Source organism: Mastigocoleus testarum BC008, from assembly GCF_001456025.1.
Lineage (GTDB): Bacteria > Cyanobacteriota > Cyanobacteriia > Cyanobacteriales > Nostocaceae > Mastigocoleus > Mastigocoleus testarum.
On the sequence record NZ_LMTZ01000157.1, the window covers coordinates 37,792 to 57,869 of the forward strand.

13 protein-coding genes are annotated in these 20,078 nt (G+C 35.3%); 7 read left to right on the forward strand and 6 right to left on the reverse strand.

The window, feature by feature from the left end; translation table 11 throughout:
- Window positions 1-21 precede the first annotated feature (21 nt).
- The 5 genes from BC008_RS42320 to BC008_RS42345 all read right to left on the reverse strand — a co-directional run bounded on the left by BC008_RS42320 (window position 22) and on the right by BC008_RS42345 (window position 12,146).
- A complete protein-coding gene (locus tag BC008_RS42320) occupies window positions 22-861 on the reverse strand; it encodes an SWIM zinc finger family protein (protein WP_027841498.1) in 840 nt (279 codons plus the stop codon).
- Window positions 862-885: 24 nt separating this feature from the next.
- Window positions 886-4,104, reverse strand: coding sequence for a DEAD/DEAH box helicase (locus BC008_RS42325; RefSeq protein ID WP_027841499.1), 3,219 nt, complete (start codon window positions 4,102-4,104; stop codon window positions 886-888).
- 823 nt (window positions 4,105-4,927) lie between these two features.
- Window positions 4,928-10,066, reverse strand: a complete 5,139-nt coding sequence (locus BC008_RS42335; protein WP_058184721.1) for an nSTAND1 domain-containing NTPase — start codon at window positions 10,064-10,066, stop codon at window positions 4,928-4,930.
- Window positions 10,067-10,634: 568 nt separating this feature from the next.
- Window positions 10,635-11,069, reverse strand: coding sequence for a hypothetical protein (locus tag BC008_RS42340; protein ID WP_058184723.1), 435 nt, complete (start codon window positions 11,067-11,069; stop codon window positions 10,635-10,637).
- A gap of 657 nt (window positions 11,070-11,726) precedes the next feature.
- Window positions 11,727-12,146 carry a hypothetical protein gene (locus BC008_RS42345; RefSeq protein ID WP_027846248.1) on the reverse strand — a complete coding sequence of 140 codons (420 nt, stop codon included), beginning with the start codon at window positions 12,144-12,146 and terminating at the stop codon, window positions 11,727-11,729.
- A 320-nt stretch (window positions 12,147-12,466) separates the two neighbouring features.
- Here BC008_RS42345 and psbQ point away from each other — a divergent pair, with 320 nt between their 5' ends.
- On the forward strand, window positions 12,467-12,937 hold the full coding sequence (gene psbQ / locus BC008_RS42350) for a photosystem II protein PsbQ (RefSeq protein WP_027846247.1): 471 nt from the start codon (window positions 12,467-12,469) through the stop codon (window positions 12,935-12,937).
- A gap of 250 nt (window positions 12,938-13,187) precedes the next feature.
- Here the strand turns inward: psbQ and BC008_RS42355 are convergent, their stop codons facing one another.
- Window positions 13,188-14,102 carry a mechanosensitive ion channel family protein gene (locus BC008_RS42355; protein ID WP_036268240.1) on the reverse strand — a complete coding sequence of 305 codons (915 nt, stop codon included), beginning with the start codon at window positions 14,100-14,102 and terminating at the stop codon, window positions 13,188-13,190.
- Window positions 14,103-15,011: 909 nt separating this feature from the next.
- Here BC008_RS42355 and BC008_RS42360 point away from each other — a divergent pair.
- The 6 genes from BC008_RS42360 to BC008_RS42385 all read left to right on the forward strand — a co-directional run bounded on the left by BC008_RS42360 (window position 15,012) and on the right by BC008_RS42385 (window position 19,151).
- Window positions 15,012-15,818, forward strand: a complete 807-nt coding sequence (locus tag BC008_RS42360) for a glucose 1-dehydrogenase (RefSeq protein WP_027846246.1) — start codon at window positions 15,012-15,014, stop codon at window positions 15,816-15,818.
- 568 nt (window positions 15,819-16,386) lie between these two features.
- On the forward strand, window positions 16,387-16,569 hold the full coding sequence (locus tag BC008_RS42365) for a CsbD family protein (protein ID WP_027846245.1): 183 nt from the start codon (window positions 16,387-16,389) through the stop codon (window positions 16,567-16,569).
- A 118-nt stretch (window positions 16,570-16,687) separates the two neighbouring features.
- Window positions 16,688-16,912 carry a photosystem II assembly protein Psb35 gene (gene psb35, locus BC008_RS42370; RefSeq protein WP_058184725.1) on the forward strand — a complete coding sequence of 75 codons (225 nt, stop codon included), beginning with the start codon at window positions 16,688-16,690 and terminating at the stop codon, window positions 16,910-16,912.
- A gap of 217 nt (window positions 16,913-17,129) precedes the next feature.
- Entirely contained in the window at window positions 17,130-17,384 is a 255-nt protein-coding gene (locus BC008_RS42375) for a hypothetical protein (RefSeq protein WP_027846244.1), read from the forward strand.
- Between the two features lie 281 nt (window positions 17,385-17,665).
- Window positions 17,666-18,016, forward strand: coding sequence for a hypothetical protein (locus BC008_RS42380; RefSeq protein ID WP_235596020.1), 351 nt, complete (start codon window positions 17,666-17,668; stop codon window positions 18,014-18,016).
- A gap of 370 nt (window positions 18,017-18,386) precedes the next feature.
- The gene (locus BC008_RS42385) at window positions 18,387-19,151 is read left to right on the forward strand and encodes a GumC domain-containing protein (RefSeq protein WP_027846946.1); all 765 of its coding nucleotides are present in this window, start codon (window positions 18,387-18,389) and stop codon (window positions 19,149-19,151) included.
- Window positions 19,152-20,078 lie beyond the last annotated feature (927 nt).

Consider the following 20,078-nt stretch of genomic DNA (forward strand, 5'->3'; position numbering starts at 1 on the left):
TCTTATTCTACTTTTCCTAATTCAGATTGAATTTTGATTTTTTCCCTTCACTCTGTCATATAATTCTTCCATAGCTTCAATAAAAGAATTATCTTTGTTCCAAAAAGGTGGGTAATCTCCTTGTTTTTTCACTAAGATTGCTGATACTCCACTTTGATTTGTAACTTCAATAGTTTGGGGTAGTCGTTTTTTCCCTAACCAAAATTCTTTGGAGGTTGGTTTTTGGGTAATTATTTTCTTTTCTAGCTTGGGATATAGAGATGTGCTAGTTTCAATAGGAATTTCTTCTGCATTAAATTGAGAAGATAGGGCTTTACCTAATGGTGATGCTGCTAATTTGTCTTGTAGTTCTGTTTTAGATAATCCGCGCAGTTCAAATAATAAAAATGGATCTCGATCTAGTTGGGATGCAACTAAGTAATATACCCCTGCAATATGTTTACATGGATTAGCATAATCCGGACAGGAACAACTGGTTTTAAAATCTTTCTTGCTATGGGGTAGTAAATTTAATCCTAATTCTGAAAATGTGTCTTCAATATTTTCAGGAACTTCATTTAATAGTAACCGAGAAACAATGCTAGCTTTGGATGATAGTTTGCTAATTGCTTCTTTCCATTTAGTTTTTGGAATTGGTGTAAGTTTTATTTCAATACAGTAAAGTGGAACTGTATAAACGCCAAAATAAGGATTTATTGAACCTTGGACTTGAGCAACTATTTCGTTTTTGTCGATTTCAAAATTTAAAACTTTACCACCACGAGCATAGGAACGTCCCCGTTTTAATCTATTTTCATCGGTAAATTCTTCTAATGCTTGAATAAAGCGATCGCCCCACCAAGTTCGACTAAATTTCGCCATAGTTCTACCCCAATATTATAATTTCTACTCCAATACTGCACTCTTATTCAATGCGATTAGTTGTTTAAACGCATCATTGTCTAGCTCTGTTAACCAAGATTCATCACTACCAACCACAGCAGAAGAAAGCTTTTTCTTATCTTCAATCATTTGGTCAATTCTTTCTTCTAAAGTTCCAATCGAAACAAATTTATGCACGAATACATTCTTTTTTTGACCAATCCGAAAAGCTCTGTCTGTAGCTTGATTTTCCACTGCGGGATTCCACCAACGGTCAAAATGGAATACATGGTTAGCTTTTGTGAGGGTAATACCAACACCACCGGCTTTAAGGGAAAGAATAAAGACTGATGCTTCCGTTTCTGGATCTTGAAATTCCGCAATCATATTTTCTCGACGTTTGCGGTTAGTTCCACCGTGCAAATAGTAGGTATTGCAATGTAAATTATGTTTGAGATATTTCTCAACACTTTGACATACTTCGGTGAATTGGCTGAAGATAAGTAAACTTTCCCCTTCTAAAATGGCTTCTTCTACCATTTCTGCGAGACGACTTAGTTTGTGCGATCGCTCAGGGGAAAATTCGCTATTATCTTGGAGAAATTGGGCGGGATGATTACAAATCTGCTTTAATTTCATTAGGGTGGAAAGCATCAAGCCTTTACGCTCAATTCCTTCTGCTTCTTGGAGTTTTTTCTCCACGTCTTTGACGACTACTTCATATAGTGATGCTTGCTCCTTGGTCAGATTTGTATATAGTTTTTGCTCAACTTTATCGGGTAAATCGCTAATAATAGATTTATCAGTTTTTACCCGTCGGAGAATCAAGGGTTCAACCAACTTTTTTAGGGTAGTTGATTTGATTTTGTCGTTATTTTTTTGAATCGGTACTTCAAAGGATTTACGAAATTGGGTTTGTTTACCCAAATAACCGGGATTGAGAAAGTTAAAAATTGACCATAAATCCAACAAGCGGTTTTCTACAGGAGTTCCAGTTAAAGCCAATTTATGTTTTGCCTTGAGTTTAAGAATCGCCTTTGTTTGTGCAGCTTTGGGATTCTTGATATTTTGAGCTTCATCTAAAACTATACGTTGCCATTCAACATTATTAAATAGCTTTTCGTCCTTACGGGCTAGGGTGAAGGAACTAATAACCACATCATATTCCTGACAAGCAGCTTTAAATTCTGGGGTTGCTTGTAGGCGGTCGCCACCGTGATGTACCATCGTTTTCAGGTGGGGTGCAAATTTTGCTATTTCTTTTTGCCAGTTTCCCACAACGGAAGTAGGTGCAATTAAAAGGGTCGGTAATAAAGGTTTTTTCTTATTATTTTTCTCTCGTTCCTGTATTAGTCGCGCAATCACCTGTACGGACTTTCCTAAACCCATATCATCAGCTAAACAGCCATTTAATCCCAATCTTTCCAAGTAATCGAGCCAAGATACACCCCGTTTTTGATATTCCCGTAAAGTTCCTTGCAGATTTACTAATTCTGTAATTGGTTCCAATTGACTTTTATCTTGCAACTTTGCCATCATGGTTGACAAAGCTTCATCATGTTCAATTTCCCATTCATCCCCAACTTCTGCACTCTTTTGTAAGAATTCCAGCAATGTCATCTGTGGTTGTTCGTCACCGTGAGATTGCCAAAATTCTAGTAATTGTTGCATTTTATCGCGATCGAGTTCCATCCATTGACCGCGAAAATTTACTAGGGGAGACTTTGCATTCACCAATTGCTCCCATTCTTCGGGAGTGACAACTTGTTCTCCAATGGCTAATTCATACTGATACTGCACTAGGGAATCTAGATCGAAATAACTTTTTGTCTTACTCTTGCTTGGAGAATCCTTACGGGAAGAAGCTTTGAGGCGAATTTTGGCACGACGGCGACCTGCGGGGGTATACCATGCGGGTACAATTACCTTGAAACCGGAATCTTCTAATACCCAAGCACTTTCCTTGAGAAAATCAAAGGCTTGATCTAAAGTTAATTTTAATCCCGTGGGGCGATCGGTTTCTAAACCTTTCCACAAGTTGGGATACATCCGGGCTGCATAACCTAAATTTAGCAATAAATTGGTTTCAAAGTCCTTACCAAAATCCTTATGTACCCCTGTTCTAGTTTTGTTACCCATAGTCCAGTAGTCAGCTAATGCCAGTTTTAGGGAAGGATCTTGTTTACTGGCTACTAGAAAATGCATTTGCCAATTATCTATATTATCAGGAGTGGCAGAATCCAGTTGAAAACATAGATGGAAGGAAGAATCAGTTTGGGTACGGGTAATTTTATTTTTCCATTCCAACCATTGTTTGTATTCTTCCAAAGCAGCATTTGTTTTCAGAGGAGTATGTTTGCGGGAATGAAAGCAATGATGAACTAGGGAATCTGCAATCTTTTTATCAAAAGCTGCTGTTGATTGGGTGTGAGTCACCAAATTGCAAAGTAAATATTCCGAAAAGTGACGCAATAAGGTTTCTGGGTCAAAAAATTCTACCGTATCGCTGAGAATAGATGAACCAGCAAGACAAATTGGTGGTATATATTCAATATATTTTTTGATATTTTCTTCGTATTGTTCGGAAATAATTCCCCAAGTCGGGTAGATTTCAAAATTCACATTTTTGTGGTTTTTATTGCTATTTTTAGACTTTTGTGTGCCTTTTGTCTTGGTTTTTTTAGTTTCTAACTGCCGATATTTGAGTGCTGGAATATACTGGTCTTTGAAAATTATCGGTTTAAAAGCTTGGGTGTAGTGATACCAAAACAATAAATCCGAACCCAGTTGAAATTCACCCAAATTGTATAGTGCTAAAAAGTGAATATCGTTAAGAAATTTAATCGCATTAACAGCAGTTGGAACGCGGGAATAATCTGTTTTGCTAGAAACTACCGTTTGATAACAATCAACTTTCCAATATTGAAAATCCTCATATTCGTCCGGAATTTCCACTTCCAAATATTTAGTTAGCTCCGGTGAAGGGAGAGGTTTATCATTTGCTGTGGGGAGAGCAAAGTATTTGGGAGATATGCGCTCTTTTAGTTGTACAGCATTCTCTTTCAAACCCAATTCTTGAGTCAAGAAAGTAACTAAATCATCACTTCTGAGATGTCCGGGGTGAATTTTCTCTTTGCTTCTTTGTCCCTTAAGTAGAGGGACTTCTACCCACAGACAGAAGGAACCCGATTGGACAAAATCGGACTCGGCATTTGGAATCCAGGTACCATGGAGAACTTTCATGGATCGATGACTTGGTGTAGGTCATTCTAGGAGTTTAGAATTAATCTACATGCATGAGAATTATCAGGCACTCAAAGGTAATGGTTCTTAATGTTTTATTGAGGGACTAGGAAAAGAGAAATAAAAAACGTAGCACTATATTCCAAATAAGGAATCTTCTGTTAGATGTAGATACACCCTTTACAAATTAGAATACTGACTAATGCTTTTTACTGATAGGTATTCCTGACATAATCAGACTTATTTTTGTTGCTACTAATCGCTATACTTTTTATGAATTAAGCTTTTAAAATGTTTTGCTCCTCTATCAATTTATCGACATGGAGCCTTTATATAAACCCATTTTTTTTGTATTCTATGCCAAACCCACCGTCCACAGGATACTTCGTAGTCATCAGCCCTTTCCTGGGGATTTGAGACTTTAGTCGTTCGTGTTTTTTTTGCCCTATTGGATCGTATTTTCCGACCTCTTCTTCTATTATTCAAATTGTTTCTGTTTCTCTTTTTGATTGTAATTTCATTTGTTTGTGTTTCTAATTCTTTTGGACCCTCTGCGACCGAATATTCATTCAATGCATAACTTGGTAAACCATTTATTTTTATTGTTAAAAGAAAGATTGCACTTGTTACGATTTTGGCTAGTTTGTTTTTGTGTTTTCTCATCATAATACTGAGGTTTTGAATAAAAATTGAGCATTAAAGTGAAAAATATACAGCTTTTCTGATGCTGATAATAGTTATAGTTGTGGAAAAATTTACCTATACACTAGGCGAGAATTTTCTTTGACTTACATATACAAAAATCTAACTATATCGATATATTTTATTTATATTCTGGTTCTGGATTTAGCAAGTTTTCTATAACTTTTGGTGTCAAAGGATTCTTCTCATTTCGTAAATCCTCAATCCAAGCTTGACGCTGTTGCAATTTAGACTCAGTATCATCTGATTTCACAAATATCTCAAAATCTTCAATTGCGCCTTTATAGTCTCCTGTTAGGGCTCTAGCAAGTCCACGGCTATCTATGATATCTTCATCTCCCGGTAGCAAATTTACTGCTTGTTCGCAAGCAAACATTACCTCTTTGGGGTAACCATGCAAGCTACCATACCAACATAAAGTATTCCAATCTGCTGCTGAAACTTGCAACTTAGGGTAAATTTTTATTGCTTTGTTATATGTTGCAATAGAATTTTTTATATCACCTTCTTTAGCTAATTTTTTACCTTGAGTAATTAAAGTTATTGCTCTTACTTTTATCTTTGGATCGATATCTAATTTCGGATTCCAAGTTTTTGCTTGACGAAATTTATTTACAGCACTCTGATAATTTCCATCTTTAGCTAATTGTTCACCTTGTTTTACAAGGGTAAAAGCAGCTGCGATTAAAATTCTCCGATTTTGACAAATTTCAAGTTGTTCAAGTTTTTCTGGATAGTTAATGAAATAATATTCCAGTTTCTTGCAACCTTGTGTGAGTAAATTATCTAAATCCCAATTCCATAATTTTATTGTTTCATCATCAGAAGCAGAAGCAATAGTCTTACCATCTGGACTAAATGTTATGCTATTAACATCAGATGTATGTCCTGATAAAGTTTGGAGTAACTGACCACTATCCGCAGACCATAATTTTACTGTTCGATCTCGTGAAGTAGAGGCAATAGTTTTTCCATTTGGACTAAACTGCACACTCAAAACTGCTTTTTTATGTCCTGATAAAGTATGGAGTAATTTACCATTTTCAGTAGACCAAAGTTTTACTGTTCCATCTTGTGATGTGGAAGCAACAATTTTACCGTTAGGGCTAAATACTGCGTTATATACTTCACCTTTATGTCCTAACAAAGTGTAGAGTAATTTACCATTTGATGCAGACCATATTTTTACTGTTCCATCTTTTGATGCGGAAGCAATAGTTTTTCCATCTGGACTGAATATCGCACTTCTTACCCAATCTTTATGTCCCTCTAAAGATTGGAATAATTTACTATCTTCAACATACCAAGTTTGGATTTTACTATCCTTTGAGGTGGAAGCAATAGTTTTAGAATCGCTGCTAAATACAACGTTAAGTCCTGAAAAGGAGTATAGTGATTTACCATCTAGTACAGACCAAAGTTTTACTGTCCCATCCTTTGATACAGAAACAATAGTTTTTCCATTAGGACTGAATTCTACGCGAATGACTGAGTCTTCATGTCCTGATAAAGAATGCAGTAAATTATAATCCGAAGCAGACCATATTTTTACTGTTCCATCCTTTGATGCGGAAGCAATAGTTTTTCCGTCTGGGCTGAATCTAACGTTATTAACTCCAGATTGATGTCTTGATAAAGTCTGGAGTAGTTTACCATCTTGAGCAGACCAAAATTTTACTGTCCCATCTTCTGATACAGAAACAATAGTTTTACCATCTGGGCTAAATACTGCGTTATTAACTTCAGACTTATGTCCCGATAAAGTTTGGATTAATTGACCGCTGATTGCACTCCATATTTTTACTGTTCCATCTTTTGATACAGAAGCAATAGTTGTCCCATCCTGGCTAAATACCGCGTTATTAACCTCGGATTTATGTCCAGATAAAGTATAAATTAATTTACCATTTTCAACAGACCATATTTTTACTGTTCCATCTTTCGATGCAGAAGCAATAATGTTTTCATTACTGCTAAATACGGCATTATTAACCTCAGATTTATGTCCAGATAAAGTATAAATTAATTTACCATTTTCAACAGACCATATTTTTACTGTTCCATCTTTCGATGCAGAAGCAATAATGTTTCCATTACCACTAAATACGACATTATTAACTTCAGAGTTATGTCCTAATAAAGTACGGAGTAATTTACCATTTTCAGCAGACCATAATTTTATTTTTCTATCTTTTGATGCAGAAGCAATCGTTTTATTGTCATCACTAAAAACCACACTGTTAATTTTAGATTTATGCCCTGATAAAGTGTATTTTTCATCTATCCAATAATGATTAATTGGCTTATATATTGCCATATTCACTTTCTGCTTGATGTCGGTTTTAACGAATTTCCCCCACCAATTACGTTCTAACAATTGCTTTGCTTTCATCGCTTCTAGCAATGCATCTCCATAATTTTGTAAATTGAAAGAGTGTTCGAAAATTGCAACTGAACGATTCAGCTTTTCTTGTGTCGCACTTATTTCTGCTTTTCCCCAATTCCAACCAGCGAATCCAGTAGCTAAGGAAGCTGCGAGCAAACCACCAGAAAGCCAGATGATCGCACGTTTTTGTAACTTTACTTTTTCCTGTTGTTGACGAAATTTTTTCTGCTCTTCCCTATCTTGCGCTTGTAAACTTTCCTCAATAAATTCTCTCTGAGAATCGCTCAAATACTTACTATATCTTTCATCCGCAAACCATATAACTGCTTCACCTAAAACACCACCACTTAATAAGTAATCGCAAGCGTGCTTTTCCTGTTCCCATTTAACTACTATAAATTGTAATCTTTCTTGCCAAATTCGAAACCGACGGTTAACTTCGATCCACTTTTGTAAGATTCCCCATTCCCGGATTAATGCTTCATGAATAATTTCCACCGTTTGCTGTTGAGTGGTTTCATCCCAGTCAGTAAATACTAAACGCTTATTTGCCAAAAATTCTACTAAATCCCAATTATCTTCCCCTATTTCCCCACGGGTAGCTTTACGCTTAGTATCTTCTGTAGCTTCTCCAGGACGCACCAACTGGATAAATATCCGTTCGGCTTGTTGTTTTTCTGAAACAGATAACAGATCCAACACTGAATCTGCATATTTTGCTAAAGCTTTTTCTAAACCACCAATTTCTCTGTAAGCTTGATGAGTAAGATACCATTTATTTGGTTTTTGCCACAGTTGGGTCAGGGTAAACTCTAATAAAGGTAAACGTCCTGGTTGCTTCCCTAGGTCATCAATTAGTTTTGCTGTTAAACCTTCTTCTAATTCCACCTTCATTTTTTCGGCGGGTTTTTCTATCGTTTGAGCTAATTCCTCGGGATTCATTGAAGTGAGTAAGACCGGTGAATATTTCTGTAAAGCTTCACCCATTGGTTGATAATCCAAGGCTTTTCCCATAAAGTCAGCCCTGAGTGTTAGGACGAGGGTAAAACTTGGAGCAAATTTTACTGCATACAGCAATGCATCTAAAAAAAGTTGGCGTTGTTGTTCTGTAACTAGAGTGTAAAGCTCTTCAAACTGATCGACAATTAAGACAAAATTCTGGTGGAGATTTTTTCCGTTAGGTACCCCGCAAATATTATTATTTCTTATTTGAGTATTATTTTTTATTTGAGACTCATCGCTAGATAGATCGAATTTTGAAATTCTAGGTTGTCGAATATCTTTATCCAATTCTGGAGAAACTTTACTGGGAGTGACAAGATTTCCGACTAACTTACACAAAGCTTGCTCATTATTGAGCAATTCTACTTCTAATTCTAATTCCTTCAATTGCTGGTTATTTTCTTTTATTGATTCTCCATTTGACAAATTTAAAGATTGAAGATGGGAATTTAAAGCAATCGTCAAAGCATCAAAAGGATTTTTCCCCGGACGTAAAGATACTATTTGCACGTTACCATTCGCCCTTAACTGAGGAACTAAACCAGCAAATACTAAAGAAGATTTTCCACTTCCAGAAGCGCCAACTACAGGGACTAATGGTTTATTTTTGGCAATATCGACTAAATCTGTAATAAATTTATCCCTACCAAAAAATATCGGTGCATCTTCTTCCTTAAATGCAGATAATCCCTTATAAGGAGAGTCGGGAAGTTTACCTGTTAATCCTCCTAAATCTTCCCAATTGGGAGCGCATTCTGGGGTATTTTGACAAATAATTGGTAACCAGTTGACTCCTGGTATTTGCTGTTCAACATCTTCCTTATTGCTAAGTTCTTGGAGTTTCACCCTTGCATCTCGCACAGAAGCAAATAAAGATTTTCCTCGAACAAAGGAATCGAGAAAATATTTGAGGAAATCTTGGGCGATTTTATCTGGTACCACTTCTCGCCAAACAATGATATAAAGTAAACCTAGATTTGCGAATTGTTGAGCTAAACCCAAACCGTCACAAGAATTGAAGATTGCTAATTTTAAACCTTTAGCGATTGCTTCTTGGAAAGTATTTTTAATCTCCCCAGGGTTTAAACTATCTGACTCATTGATTTGAAATGAACCAACCTGACTATTAGGATCTGTTTGACTGTGACCGCTGTAAAATAAGATATCACAGGGCTCATTCCATAATTTGATAAAGTCTGAACGTTTGGGTTGTGAAAGAACAGTGAGTTCTGCTCCCCGTTGCTTTAATTTTTCAATTAACTCTCGATCTATTTCAATATCTATATTTGCATTATCACCGAATATGCTGGTAATTCTAACTCGTCTAAATACTTGATTTTCAATTGGTTGTATTTTAACTTGAGACTCATGCAAACATAATGCTACTTCTAAACTAGAATTACCAGGGAAATAATTCCATTCCCGCCAAGGTAAGCGATGTAAAATATCTTTATCTGATTGAGATTTGACCTGTTGAGTATCAATTATAAATATAATTTCTGTTATAGTTTCTGGCTTATTATCTGATACAGTCGCTAATTCTAATTCTAATTTTGATTTAACACTTTCAAGCCAAGCATTCAATTGAATCTGTAAATTTTTCGCAGATTCCTCACATTCTTCATAGGACTCAGACCAAGAAAAATTAGTTGTTTGTTTTCTTTTGAACCCCATTCTCACAGGGTTAAGTAAACTAGTATATTTATTTTGCCATTTCTGATATAAAACTGGAATCTCTGGAGCCGATCCAAGTTGAATTTCTATTTTTGTGGATTGACCCTCAGTATTTACTATATCTATTATGTTTATATTTTGACTAAATCCCGTTTGGAAGTTACCATCGCCAAACTTCAGGCTTACCAAAATCTGCATTATTATTTACTTCAGATTGCTCAAGAATATAGTTTCGCTCGCTTCGTAAGGAGTTTTGCTTGAATTTTTTAATGACTTTCAGCAAATACCTTTTATCCAGATTTTTATGTTGAATAAACCTTGGATAAGTAAATAAATATCATTGAAGATAATAATAGTAGTAACTGTTGTGGTGACGAAGCCCATAATCCTAACATGATGCTAAAAACCAGATTTAGTTATGTACATTACAGACTACAAACTATGTACGAACAGTTCCAGATTTCAAGTATTTATACCAAAAATTTTATTTGCTCAAGATTTCAGATACTTCATTTTCATGAAACAATTATTTTGTAATGCTGAACAGGTTTGTACAATTGAGAATATTTAATTATTAGCGTGCAAACATCTATCGCAGTTGTTTATCTTTTAGGATATGGCGACACCTCCGGTAATACCCTGCGGGCTTATCGCCACAAATGTAAGAACAAGAAAACTTTTATTTCCTATTCCCTACAACGCAAAATATAATTTTATAATAGATTGCTATATAGCAATTTTCTAAAGATTACTTACCAAAGAAAGGTTATTTTTTACAGTGTTTGTTTAAAAGATTTGTGGCGATTTCAAAACTGTTGGGTTGAGTTTGTACCGCATAAGCTTCTCTTTCTAAATTTCGTATGCGGCTATCAGTGTACCGTAAAAAAAGTCGTCGAGCAGTCTTGATGGGTTGAATTTCCAAGCCCAAGAGTCGTAATTTACCGTTTCCCGCACATAATTGCGCTGCATGAACTGATTCATGAACTATCGTTGGAGTGGCGATTTGTAAATCAAAGACTACAGGATTAATCCATATTTTTTTGTTCTTCAATAAACCGTAAGCACCACGCTTCGGTGGTAGCTCAACTCTAACTTCAAACCCATACTGTTCTAATTGATTCTTCAAATTGATAAATTGTTGAGGTGGTTTCTGGGTCTGAGAAATTAGTAATGAAGAATAAAGAGCTACTATTTCCAACATAATATTAAAGTAAAAAGTAGTAAGTAATGAGTAATAAATAATAAGTAAATATACTTGTTGTTCCTTAAGTTGTTGTTGTTGAATATATTTATTTAATTGAAGATAATAGGACCTATACTTGTTCCGGCTCTAAGAAATTGTTTAGATAATAGTTTACTCTCGTTATTGAAATATATTTTATTTAATTCAGCATAAGCTTTAACTACTCTAATCGCAAATGATTCAGTTTGTTCTTGAATGCTAATTATTATTCATGAGTAAAAATTCAGCCAACTTAGTCAGTTGTAACTCAACAGGTAACAAAATATAATTTACTTCTTATATCAAGTCTGCTTAATTATTTACTATATAACCCTATTGAAAAGACGGCAGTTATTACCTAATAACCCTTTTACTCATTACTCATTACTCATTACTCATTACTCATTACTCATTACTTATTACTTATTACTTATTACTGTGCGCTGTAGACACGCTCATTGTCTGTGCTTACGCCCCACGCGCCCCGCTATAGCTAGAAGATCCGCAGGTAACGTAGTTATAGCCTCTAGCTGCGCTACCTATGGATCCGCTAACATCACTTCGCCCCCACAGATGTGATAACTGTTTAGCCGGACGTAATATTACCCCTTACTCCTTACTTTTTACTCCTTATTTTCAACTGTTAAAAACTTCTAAAATCTGTCTGCAAAACTTTTTTAGTTTTTCACTTTTTTCTGAAGATGGTTGAGATATACCAACACAATTCCAATTATCGACAGTTGAGAGTCGCCATTGTTCGCCATTATGACTGAAACCAGCAATTTCCACACCGATCGCACGCCGCATATCATTCATTGGATCTTGATAAAATCTGATTTGGATTAAAAGACTACGACTTTGCCAAGATTTACTGACACCAGGGAAATGAAAACCAATATCAATAGAGTCCGGATCTACTAATTCCATGGTTTCTGGGTCATTTGTCCAAGGTTTCAAATCCGATTTTGCATCGGGAAATTCGAACTTGAATAAATTTACTATTGTCGCAATTTTACTAGCAATTTCAAGGTTTGTTGCCATCAGTGCTGCATTCACGGACAATGCTCCTCCTTAGTTGCGTGGGCTACTTAGGTGTCACTCAGTTAAAACACTAAGTTAAAATTGCCAGAAGGCTCAGTTGGTGGTAATTTGTTTCAGATTATCAAGGTCTATCAGTTGATCGCAATTCAAAATCATACTTTTTTGACATATATTAAGTTGGGGATTGGGTGTTTGGAACTGGATATTGGGTACTACAGATACATTATTTCTTACTTCTTATTTCTTACTGATTTGTGCTGACTTCTGGACAAGAATGCTCATTTACGCGGAAAATCGAATATGAATGTTATTCATCCAACCAATAGAATCTACTTATGGGGCGTCAACGTAGTATTTTTTCTTTGATTTTAGTATTTGTGGCAACATTTTTGTTTGGCTGTAGTGGTCCTACAGTCGCAAAAGCACCACCAACATACACACCCAATCAACTGCAAAAAATCCAAGAATATTCTACTGAGGTTATTGCAGTTCGCGATCGCGGTTCAGAATTGGAAGATTTAATTGAGAAACAAGATTGGAGAAGGGTTGGTAATTTTATTCATGGTCCAATGACAGAAGCAAGACTGGCTATCAACTATACTGCTTCTAATTTGCTTCCTCAAGAACAAAAGGAAGCTCGTAAAATTTCCAAGGATATGCTGAGTTATTTGGTCAAAATTGACAAAGCTGCTGAATCTAATGATCGCTTTGAAGCTTTAAATAGCTATTCGGCTGTTTATGCAGATATCGATAGATTCTTGAAGCTACTTCCCGAAATCGAACCAGAACCTGTCTCTGAATCTTAATTATTCTGAATTTTAATTGTTCGGAATCTTAATTGTTCAAAACCTTAATTGTTCAAAACCTTAATTTCCCAAAACTTTGCTTGCTAGTTGTCAGGAGTTAAGAGTTATAAATTGTCGTTCTTCACTATTTCTGGGTGAGGACGACCCCAAAGAGCAATGATTATCTCAAAAATCCCACGGCTTATAGTCGTGGGAAACCTTATCCTCAGTATAGATATGTGAAAGTCTTGGGGACAGGTCTTCGCTAAATCTATCTGTGACTACCGTCAAAACTGGAATTCTGAACAACGCTATTTTCTTCCGATGGCATCAGATGATCGTTAAATTTTTGTTGATTGTAAAAGTATAATGTACGAATTGGGTAAGGAATATTAATATCTGCATTATCAAATACTCGTTTAATACTGATGATTGCCCGAGTCTTTACACGACGTACTTCTGTTTGTTGAGGAAGCGTCCAGTAACGAACCGCAAAATCAATAGAACTATCACCAAAGCCAATTAAATCTATTTCTGGTGCAGGATCTTGTAAAACACCATCTACTTGTGAGACTGATCGTTTCAAGATTTCAGATGCTTTGGATAAAGGTGTATTGTAATCTACACCTACTGCTAAATCTGTCCGTCTGCTATTAAATGCAGTCCTCACCTGAACTGCACTGGTAAATACTTTGGAGTTTGGTAATAAAACCCTTTCTCCTGTGTATGTACGAATTTTAGTTGTGCGAATATCAACCTGTTCGACTGTGCCTTCATAATCCCCTATGATTATTTGATCGCCAATTCTAAAAGGTTCTTGTAATAGTAAAAGTATTCCAGCAAGAAAATTTTTGAAAATATCTTGAAAAGCAAAACCAATTGCTACGGAACTAAGCCCCAAAGTGGCAATAATATCTCCTAACCTTAAACCTGGGAATGCTATTACTGCAGCTAGAAGAATGCCAACAGTCCAAGTAGCGACGTAAACTGTTTTAGATAGTAATATTTGTAAAGATTTACTACGAATTGCTTTCTCGCCCAACTTAGTGGCTATTCCCGCAACCAATTGAGCAACAAAGCGAGTCAGTAAAATAATAATTAAGGCAGTTAGTAGTGCAGGAAAAATCAATATTGCATTACTAATCAATTCCTTAATGCTAGATTTGATTGTTTCCACTAAAGCCATAAATTAATTAATGTGTAGGTTGACTGGTATGGGAAATTAACTAAACTAACTATACGCAACGATGTTTTCACTCTCGAATAAGTTTCCAGATCCGTCAAGCGAAGGAGTCCGGTTTGATTTATGTTAGCCGCATCAAAAATGGACGCGTAGCGTGACGCAGTCAGTCAAAATTATTTATCGAGGTAGGGAACAGAAAGTTGGAAACAGGGGACAGGGATTGTACTGTTTCATATTATTCTTTTAATCTATCAATAGTAACCATTATTAGGTACCTGTCGAAAGTTTAAAAGATAATTAGACTATAGATAGAACTTTTTTGACGAGTTGTAGTCTACCTTGAGGATGATAATAGTTGCTTGCATCACAAATGCTTTTATCTCTACAGTTAGTAGCAAATGGAAATAGTTGTAGTAAATTAATTAATGAAGACTACATAGCTGGAGGGGTTAAAGTTATATTTGGAATACTATGTTAGCTGTAGATAATTTATAATATGTTAATTTTTGAGCTTAATGTGTAAGTTTGATTTGTGAGAAATTTATTTATTCATAGAAAATTTAGACTCAGCTCGTAAAATTTATATACCAAATTTAATTTATAGGCTTAATCTGTAAGCTTAGGACTTATACGGGGAATTTATAACAGTGCGATAATGTATTACTGTATTTGTAGAATTCTCTAAGGAGTTAATGTTATTAAATTTTATATTCATAAATTATTTGGAATAGATATATCTCATTAAATTCTGGGGAATTCTAAATTTCTAGTATTTTAATATTTTTTAATTATCATACTTTTCGAATTTAAGTTTTTTATATCATTTGAGCTTAGCTAATTGAACTAAAAAATTTAATAATTTTTGATATAACAGTAACTTGACATTTGAACCAACTTCCTAAATTAGAAATTATGAAAGGTCTAAAAACAAAGAATATTTTGGTAACTGGAGCAGCGACAGGGATTGGTAGAGCAATTGCAATTCGTTTCGCTCAAGAAGGTGCAAATGTAGCAATTAACTTTTATAAGTCTTCTGAAAAGGCAGAAGAAACCGAAGAAAAAATGCTAATGGAGCAAGCTTGTACTCAAATTCAAGGCTGTGGTGTTAAACATCTATTAGTTCAAGGAGATGTCTCCCAAGAACAAGATGTAATTGATATGTTTGCCACAACAATTGAGAAGCTTGGCGGAATCGATATTCTTATCAATAACGCCGGTATTCAAAGTGCTGCAGCTTCCCATGAATTAGAAATTGATAAGTTTGACCGTATGGTTGCAGTTAATCTTCGCGGTGCATATTTATGTTCTCGTGAGGCTCTAAAACATTTTTTAGAACGTAAAAAAGCAGGAGTTATCATCAATAATTCCAGCGTTCACGAAATCATTCCTAGACCTGAGTACGTTGGTTATTCCGTCAGTAAAGGTGGAATGGAAAATCTTACCCGTACTCTCGCTTTAGAATATGCAGACCGAGGAATTCGGGTTAACGCTATTGGACCTGGTGCAACAGCTACACCAATTAACGACTGGGCTAGCAACCCAAATGAAAAATCTGAAGTCGAAACTCACATCCCTATGCGTCGAGCTGGTACGCCGGAAGAAATGGCTGCAGTAGTAGCTTTTCTTGCTTCTGATGAAGCAGCTTATATCACCGGACAAACCATATTTGTTGATGGTGGCTTGACTTTATATCCTGACTTCCGTCAACCCTGGTCTTAGTGGTATATACTAAATTTTGAGAAAGCTGGGCGCTTAATTAGGGGATGATTTCGCCCTCTGAATAACCCGAATTAGAGGAAAACAAAAATTTTAAAATCCTCCAGCATTCCAGGGTTCAGGGGGCTGTACTCTGATTATAATTTTTTTTAATTTATTCCTCATTTCTGCAACACTGAGACTTGGGAAAGTACACAGATCACTTCTGTGCATTATGGTCTAGGAAGTTCATGCATAAATAAATATATCAATTTTTTGGAAGACTTAGCATTGCTAGGTCTTTACAAGTTTTCAGATTGCTAAAAAAATTTATACTTAAAATCAGTCACATTAAACGAACTCTACCTTGAGAGTAGTTTTCAAAATCACGAAAGTATACAAATGGAAGAACACTACTTTTATTGAGTATATTCTTCTGGTGGAAGCAGAACTCAATATTAAAAGATAAATTTATAGTAACAAATCGATAAAAAACTATTTTTTAATGATGAATTATTACTTCATCAATCAAAGTATATGTAGAGTTTTGAATGTCGATTTGCTAATTATTAACTAAGGAGATAAATTAATTATGAGTACAGAAGATAAAATTAAAGCAACCGCTAAAAATATTGAAGGTAAGGCTCAGGAAGCTATGGGCAATGTTACCGGAGATCCAGAAGACCAGGCAGAAGGTAAAGCGAAGCAAGCAGAAGCAGAAGTTCGCCACGGAGTAGAAAATGCTAAGGATGCAGTCAAAAAAGCTATTGACTAATTTTTAGTTATCTGAAATAAGTATGGGAAAAATTTATATCCATACTTATTTTAGGATTAGTGAGGAGTTTTATTCAAGTATCAATAAATAATTGGCTTTTTGCACGGGGAATATTTTTATGAATTCGCTATTCAATTATACTTTGGCAGAATTTGCTTCTAATCCAGAGGTTAATTCTACTTATTCTTTTTCTTTGATAGGTATCATTGTTATCGGATTTATTGCCACTGTCAGTATTGGTTCGATTGCTTGGTACAACTCCAAAAGACCTCCTGGTTGGGAAAATCAAGAGCGTCCCGATATCGTGCCAAAAGTTAAAAAACAAGAAAACCCTGGTCTATAAATATTAGAAGATAATATCAATTAAGATAAAGATAAATAATGGTGTTCGCTTATAATTTTTGTGAACACTATTATATTTGCGATCTTAGAAATTTATAAGTTTTTATTGGGGATTGATATCACGCTAAGTTGACCCTTTTTATAAAATAAAATTGCAATTTGAGTATAATTGCTATATTTTGATTTAATCCACGTTGTCTTTAATTGGAATTATATTTATGAGTTCATCTACACCACTCCAAGGATCGGAACTAATAGATTGTGCCCGTGCCAACATGAAACAAGGTATAAAAGTAGCCGCTGAAAGTTGTGGTTACGGCGATAATATTAATAGTTTTGAGAGTGAGTTAAAAGCATCTTGTAATGCGATGGGTATAGACGTAAATAGTTTTGCAGACTTAATTTCTTTTGAACAAGTTATTACAGAAACACCAGGAGTCGAAATAGCTCCCGACACTCCAACAAAGCTTTAATCTGTGATACTTCATAACATCTATTTTAGATGACAGAGGGTAGTTTTAACGTAAAATTAGTTCCTATACCCTCTTCAGAATTAATTGAATTTTACCCCTATGTAAATTTAATGATTACTTGCTTAGTCTCAGGGGGTATTTTTTCATATTTGATTTATTTTTGGTTATAAGATTTAGCTCTTTAGATAGAGTATTTTTACTTAATTTTATTCGCAAGATGGAAGAATTATTTACTACATTACTCAGATAATAAATATAAAGCAGATTGAGGATAAATGTTTATGGCTGATAATAAACAAAGAACAGAAAAAGATGGATACGACCCCAATATCATACCTGCTGAAACTGCTGCCCGTATAGAGCGCGAAGGGGAAATTTTCAAGCAACAACCAGAAAAAACAGAAGGAGAATTAGACACAACAAGTGGTTTCACTGTAGATAATGAAGGTTTAGCAAATAATTATGCTGTTGAACCAGAAATGTACTACGAAGAACGCGGAGATCTAAAAGCGAAGGAAGAAGCACAAGCCGCTCAGAGAGCTAAGGAATTGGCTGAAATAAACAGCAACGAAGAAGATGGAAAACTTACAATGGAAGATGATAATCGTGGTAAAGGAGTAGGTATTATTTAGTTAAATAAGATTTAATTCAAATAAACCAGAAAATAATAGGTTTACTAGAGAAAATTAACTCAGTGCAGAATCATTCTCTGTAAATCTACCCGGGATTTATCTTCCGGGTATTTGCATTTATATCTTAATTTTTTCTATTTGAAACAGACAAATAAAGTTACTTGTCATTTTACTTACTTGCTATTACTACTATTTTTTATAAATTTTATTTAGCTATAATTGTAATATCATTCGCATCAAAAATTCTTATCATGATAATTTACCGACAATAAAATTTTCCATATTGCATAGAGTAGGAATATAGAAAATATAGCGAAAGGCAAAAGGACAGAGATATTTTCAAACCAATTGTAATTATATGGAGTAATATATGTCTGATTCTGTAAAAGACAAAATAAAAACAGACTTAGAAAAAGTCAAAGAAGAAGGTAAATTTCGCTCGGAAAGAATCAAAGAAATTTTTAGTTCTGCTATTTCCCAAGCTGTGAGCGAGTTCAAAGAAGGTTCTGGAGAGTTAAGTTCTATTGTCAGAGATACCTTCACCACATTATTAGAAAATTTAAAAGAGAAAGGACAAACCACAAAAGAAGAGGTTACAGCTTCTGTTGAGGGTCTAATTGAAGGGATTAGTCAATCCCGCAGACAAACGATCGCACAAACTCAATCAGAAATCCAAAAACTCCAAGCAAAACTGGACGAAGATGAGAAGCAACTACAATCAGATGTGGATGGAGCTTTGACCCAAATTGAAGTTGCTAGTCAAGAAACTTCTTCTGATGTTCGCTCCACAGTTAAAACGGTCGTGAATAATCTCAAAAATAGCGAAGAAGTTACATTAATGAAAAAACGTTACGCTCAATTGCAGGCTGAATTATCAGTTTTACAAGCCAATCTAGCCGCTCGTTACGGAGAACCCTACGAAGAGGTTAAGCAACATCTCGATAATGCTAAAACCTGGTATGAAAATACCAAAGAAGAATCAGAAAAAAAAGGTTCTACTCTGCTGGAGACAAAGCAAACAGAGTTTGAAAATAAAATGAGCGAAGCTGGAGCAGCGGTAGCACGTAAAGAGAAGGAATTAAAGAGAATTCTTAAAGAATTATGGCACTCCCTAACTCATTCTCAGAAAAACTAACCGACCGAGGTGGTAGACAATTATGGGAGGATTACTTCTGGAAGGATTTTGGCTTGCACGTATAGAGCTAGTGCAAGTAATTAGCAGATCCTTAGGTAGCGCAGCTAGAGGCTCCAACAATACCGCAGGCTAAGCGCGTGTCCATAGGACAAACAGACCGCGCACTAGCGGCTAGCATATTCATTCAGGACTTACGTACGGACAACGCAAACAGGGTTATTGTGATAATAGGTTAGCAAAGCGTTTCCGGCTCTGAAATAGCAGTTCCAAACCATTGGGGATCAATCCCTTCAAGACTTGCTATGCTAAGGGAACAAGTACGTAAGTCCCATAATTATAATTTATGGAGACATGGAGACGTTTAGTTATTAGGAATTAGGAACTCTGCAGATGAATAAAATTCAGCTAATAGCGTAAATAAGTAATTGGGAAATGCACTCTAGAAGTTTATTTGCCGTAACAATTGCTTCAGGTTTTCAAAAGTTAAAATATCTATAACTTATGTAAGACGTCAAAATTACAAATAAGTACTTAAATAAGAGAATATACCCATTATCTGTGTTACCTGTGTTTGATGTCGTCGCCTGTCTGGTGTGAGGTGGGCGACTAATAAATCATATGCTACTTGTGAGGGTGCACATTGGTGTGCCCCTACAGGTAATCAATGATAAGATTTTAAGCTCGGCTTAGAAAGCAATAAAAAATACAGTTAGATAAATCTGAAAACTCTTGTATTGCAAAAGTAAAAATTTATATTCTAGTAAAATTTAAACTATAGCGCTACGTAATTAGGTTAGGATGTCTATCTATGCCATCTTGTCCTACGGACACGCGCTTAGGCTCAATACCCGTGAATGAAATCGATAAGCAACAAAAAATCTAACAACTAAAGAATTCTATTAAAATGATTTTCTTATTAGGAAATAT

Excerpts from the sequence above, each read along its gene's own strand:
- psb35 (WP_058184725.1), top strand. The coding sequence starts at position 16,688 with ATGAATTCGCTATTCAATTATACTTTGGCAGAATTTGCTTCTAATCCA.
- BC008_RS42355 (WP_036268240.1), bottom strand. The coding sequence starts at position 14,102 with ATGGCTTTAGTGGAAACAATCAAATCTAGCATTAAGGAATTGATTAGT.
- BC008_RS42365 (WP_027846245.1), top strand. The coding sequence starts at position 16,387 with ATGAGTACAGAAGATAAAATTAAAGCAACCGCTAAAAATATTGAAGGT.
- BC008_RS42375 (WP_027846244.1), top strand. The coding sequence starts at position 17,130 with ATGAGTTCATCTACACCACTCCAAGGATCGGAACTAATAGATTGTGCC.
- BC008_RS42325 (WP_027841499.1), bottom strand. The coding sequence starts at position 4,104 with ATGAAAGTTCTCCATGGTACCTGGATTCCAAATGCCGAGTCCGATTTT.
- BC008_RS42340 (WP_058184723.1), bottom strand. The coding sequence starts at position 11,069 with ATGTTGGAAATAGTAGCTCTTTATTCTTCATTACTAATTTCTCAGACC.
- BC008_RS42360 (WP_027846246.1), top strand. The coding sequence starts at position 15,012 with ATGAAAGGTCTAAAAACAAAGAATATTTTGGTAACTGGAGCAGCGACA.
- BC008_RS42320 (WP_027841498.1), bottom strand. The coding sequence starts at position 861 with ATGGCGAAATTTAGTCGAACTTGGTGGGGCGATCGCTTTATTCAAGCA.
- BC008_RS42335 (WP_058184721.1), bottom strand. The coding sequence starts at position 10,066 with ATGCAGATTTTGGTAAGCCTGAAGTTTGGCGATGGTAACTTCCAAACG.
- psbQ (WP_027846247.1), top strand. The coding sequence starts at position 12,467 with ATGGGGCGTCAACGTAGTATTTTTTCTTTGATTTTAGTATTTGTGGCA.
- BC008_RS42385 (WP_027846946.1), top strand. The coding sequence starts at position 18,387 with ATGTCTGATTCTGTAAAAGACAAAATAAAAACAGACTTAGAAAAAGTC.
- BC008_RS42380 (WP_235596020.1), top strand. The coding sequence starts at position 17,666 with ATGGCTGATAATAAACAAAGAACAGAAAAAGATGGATACGACCCCAAT.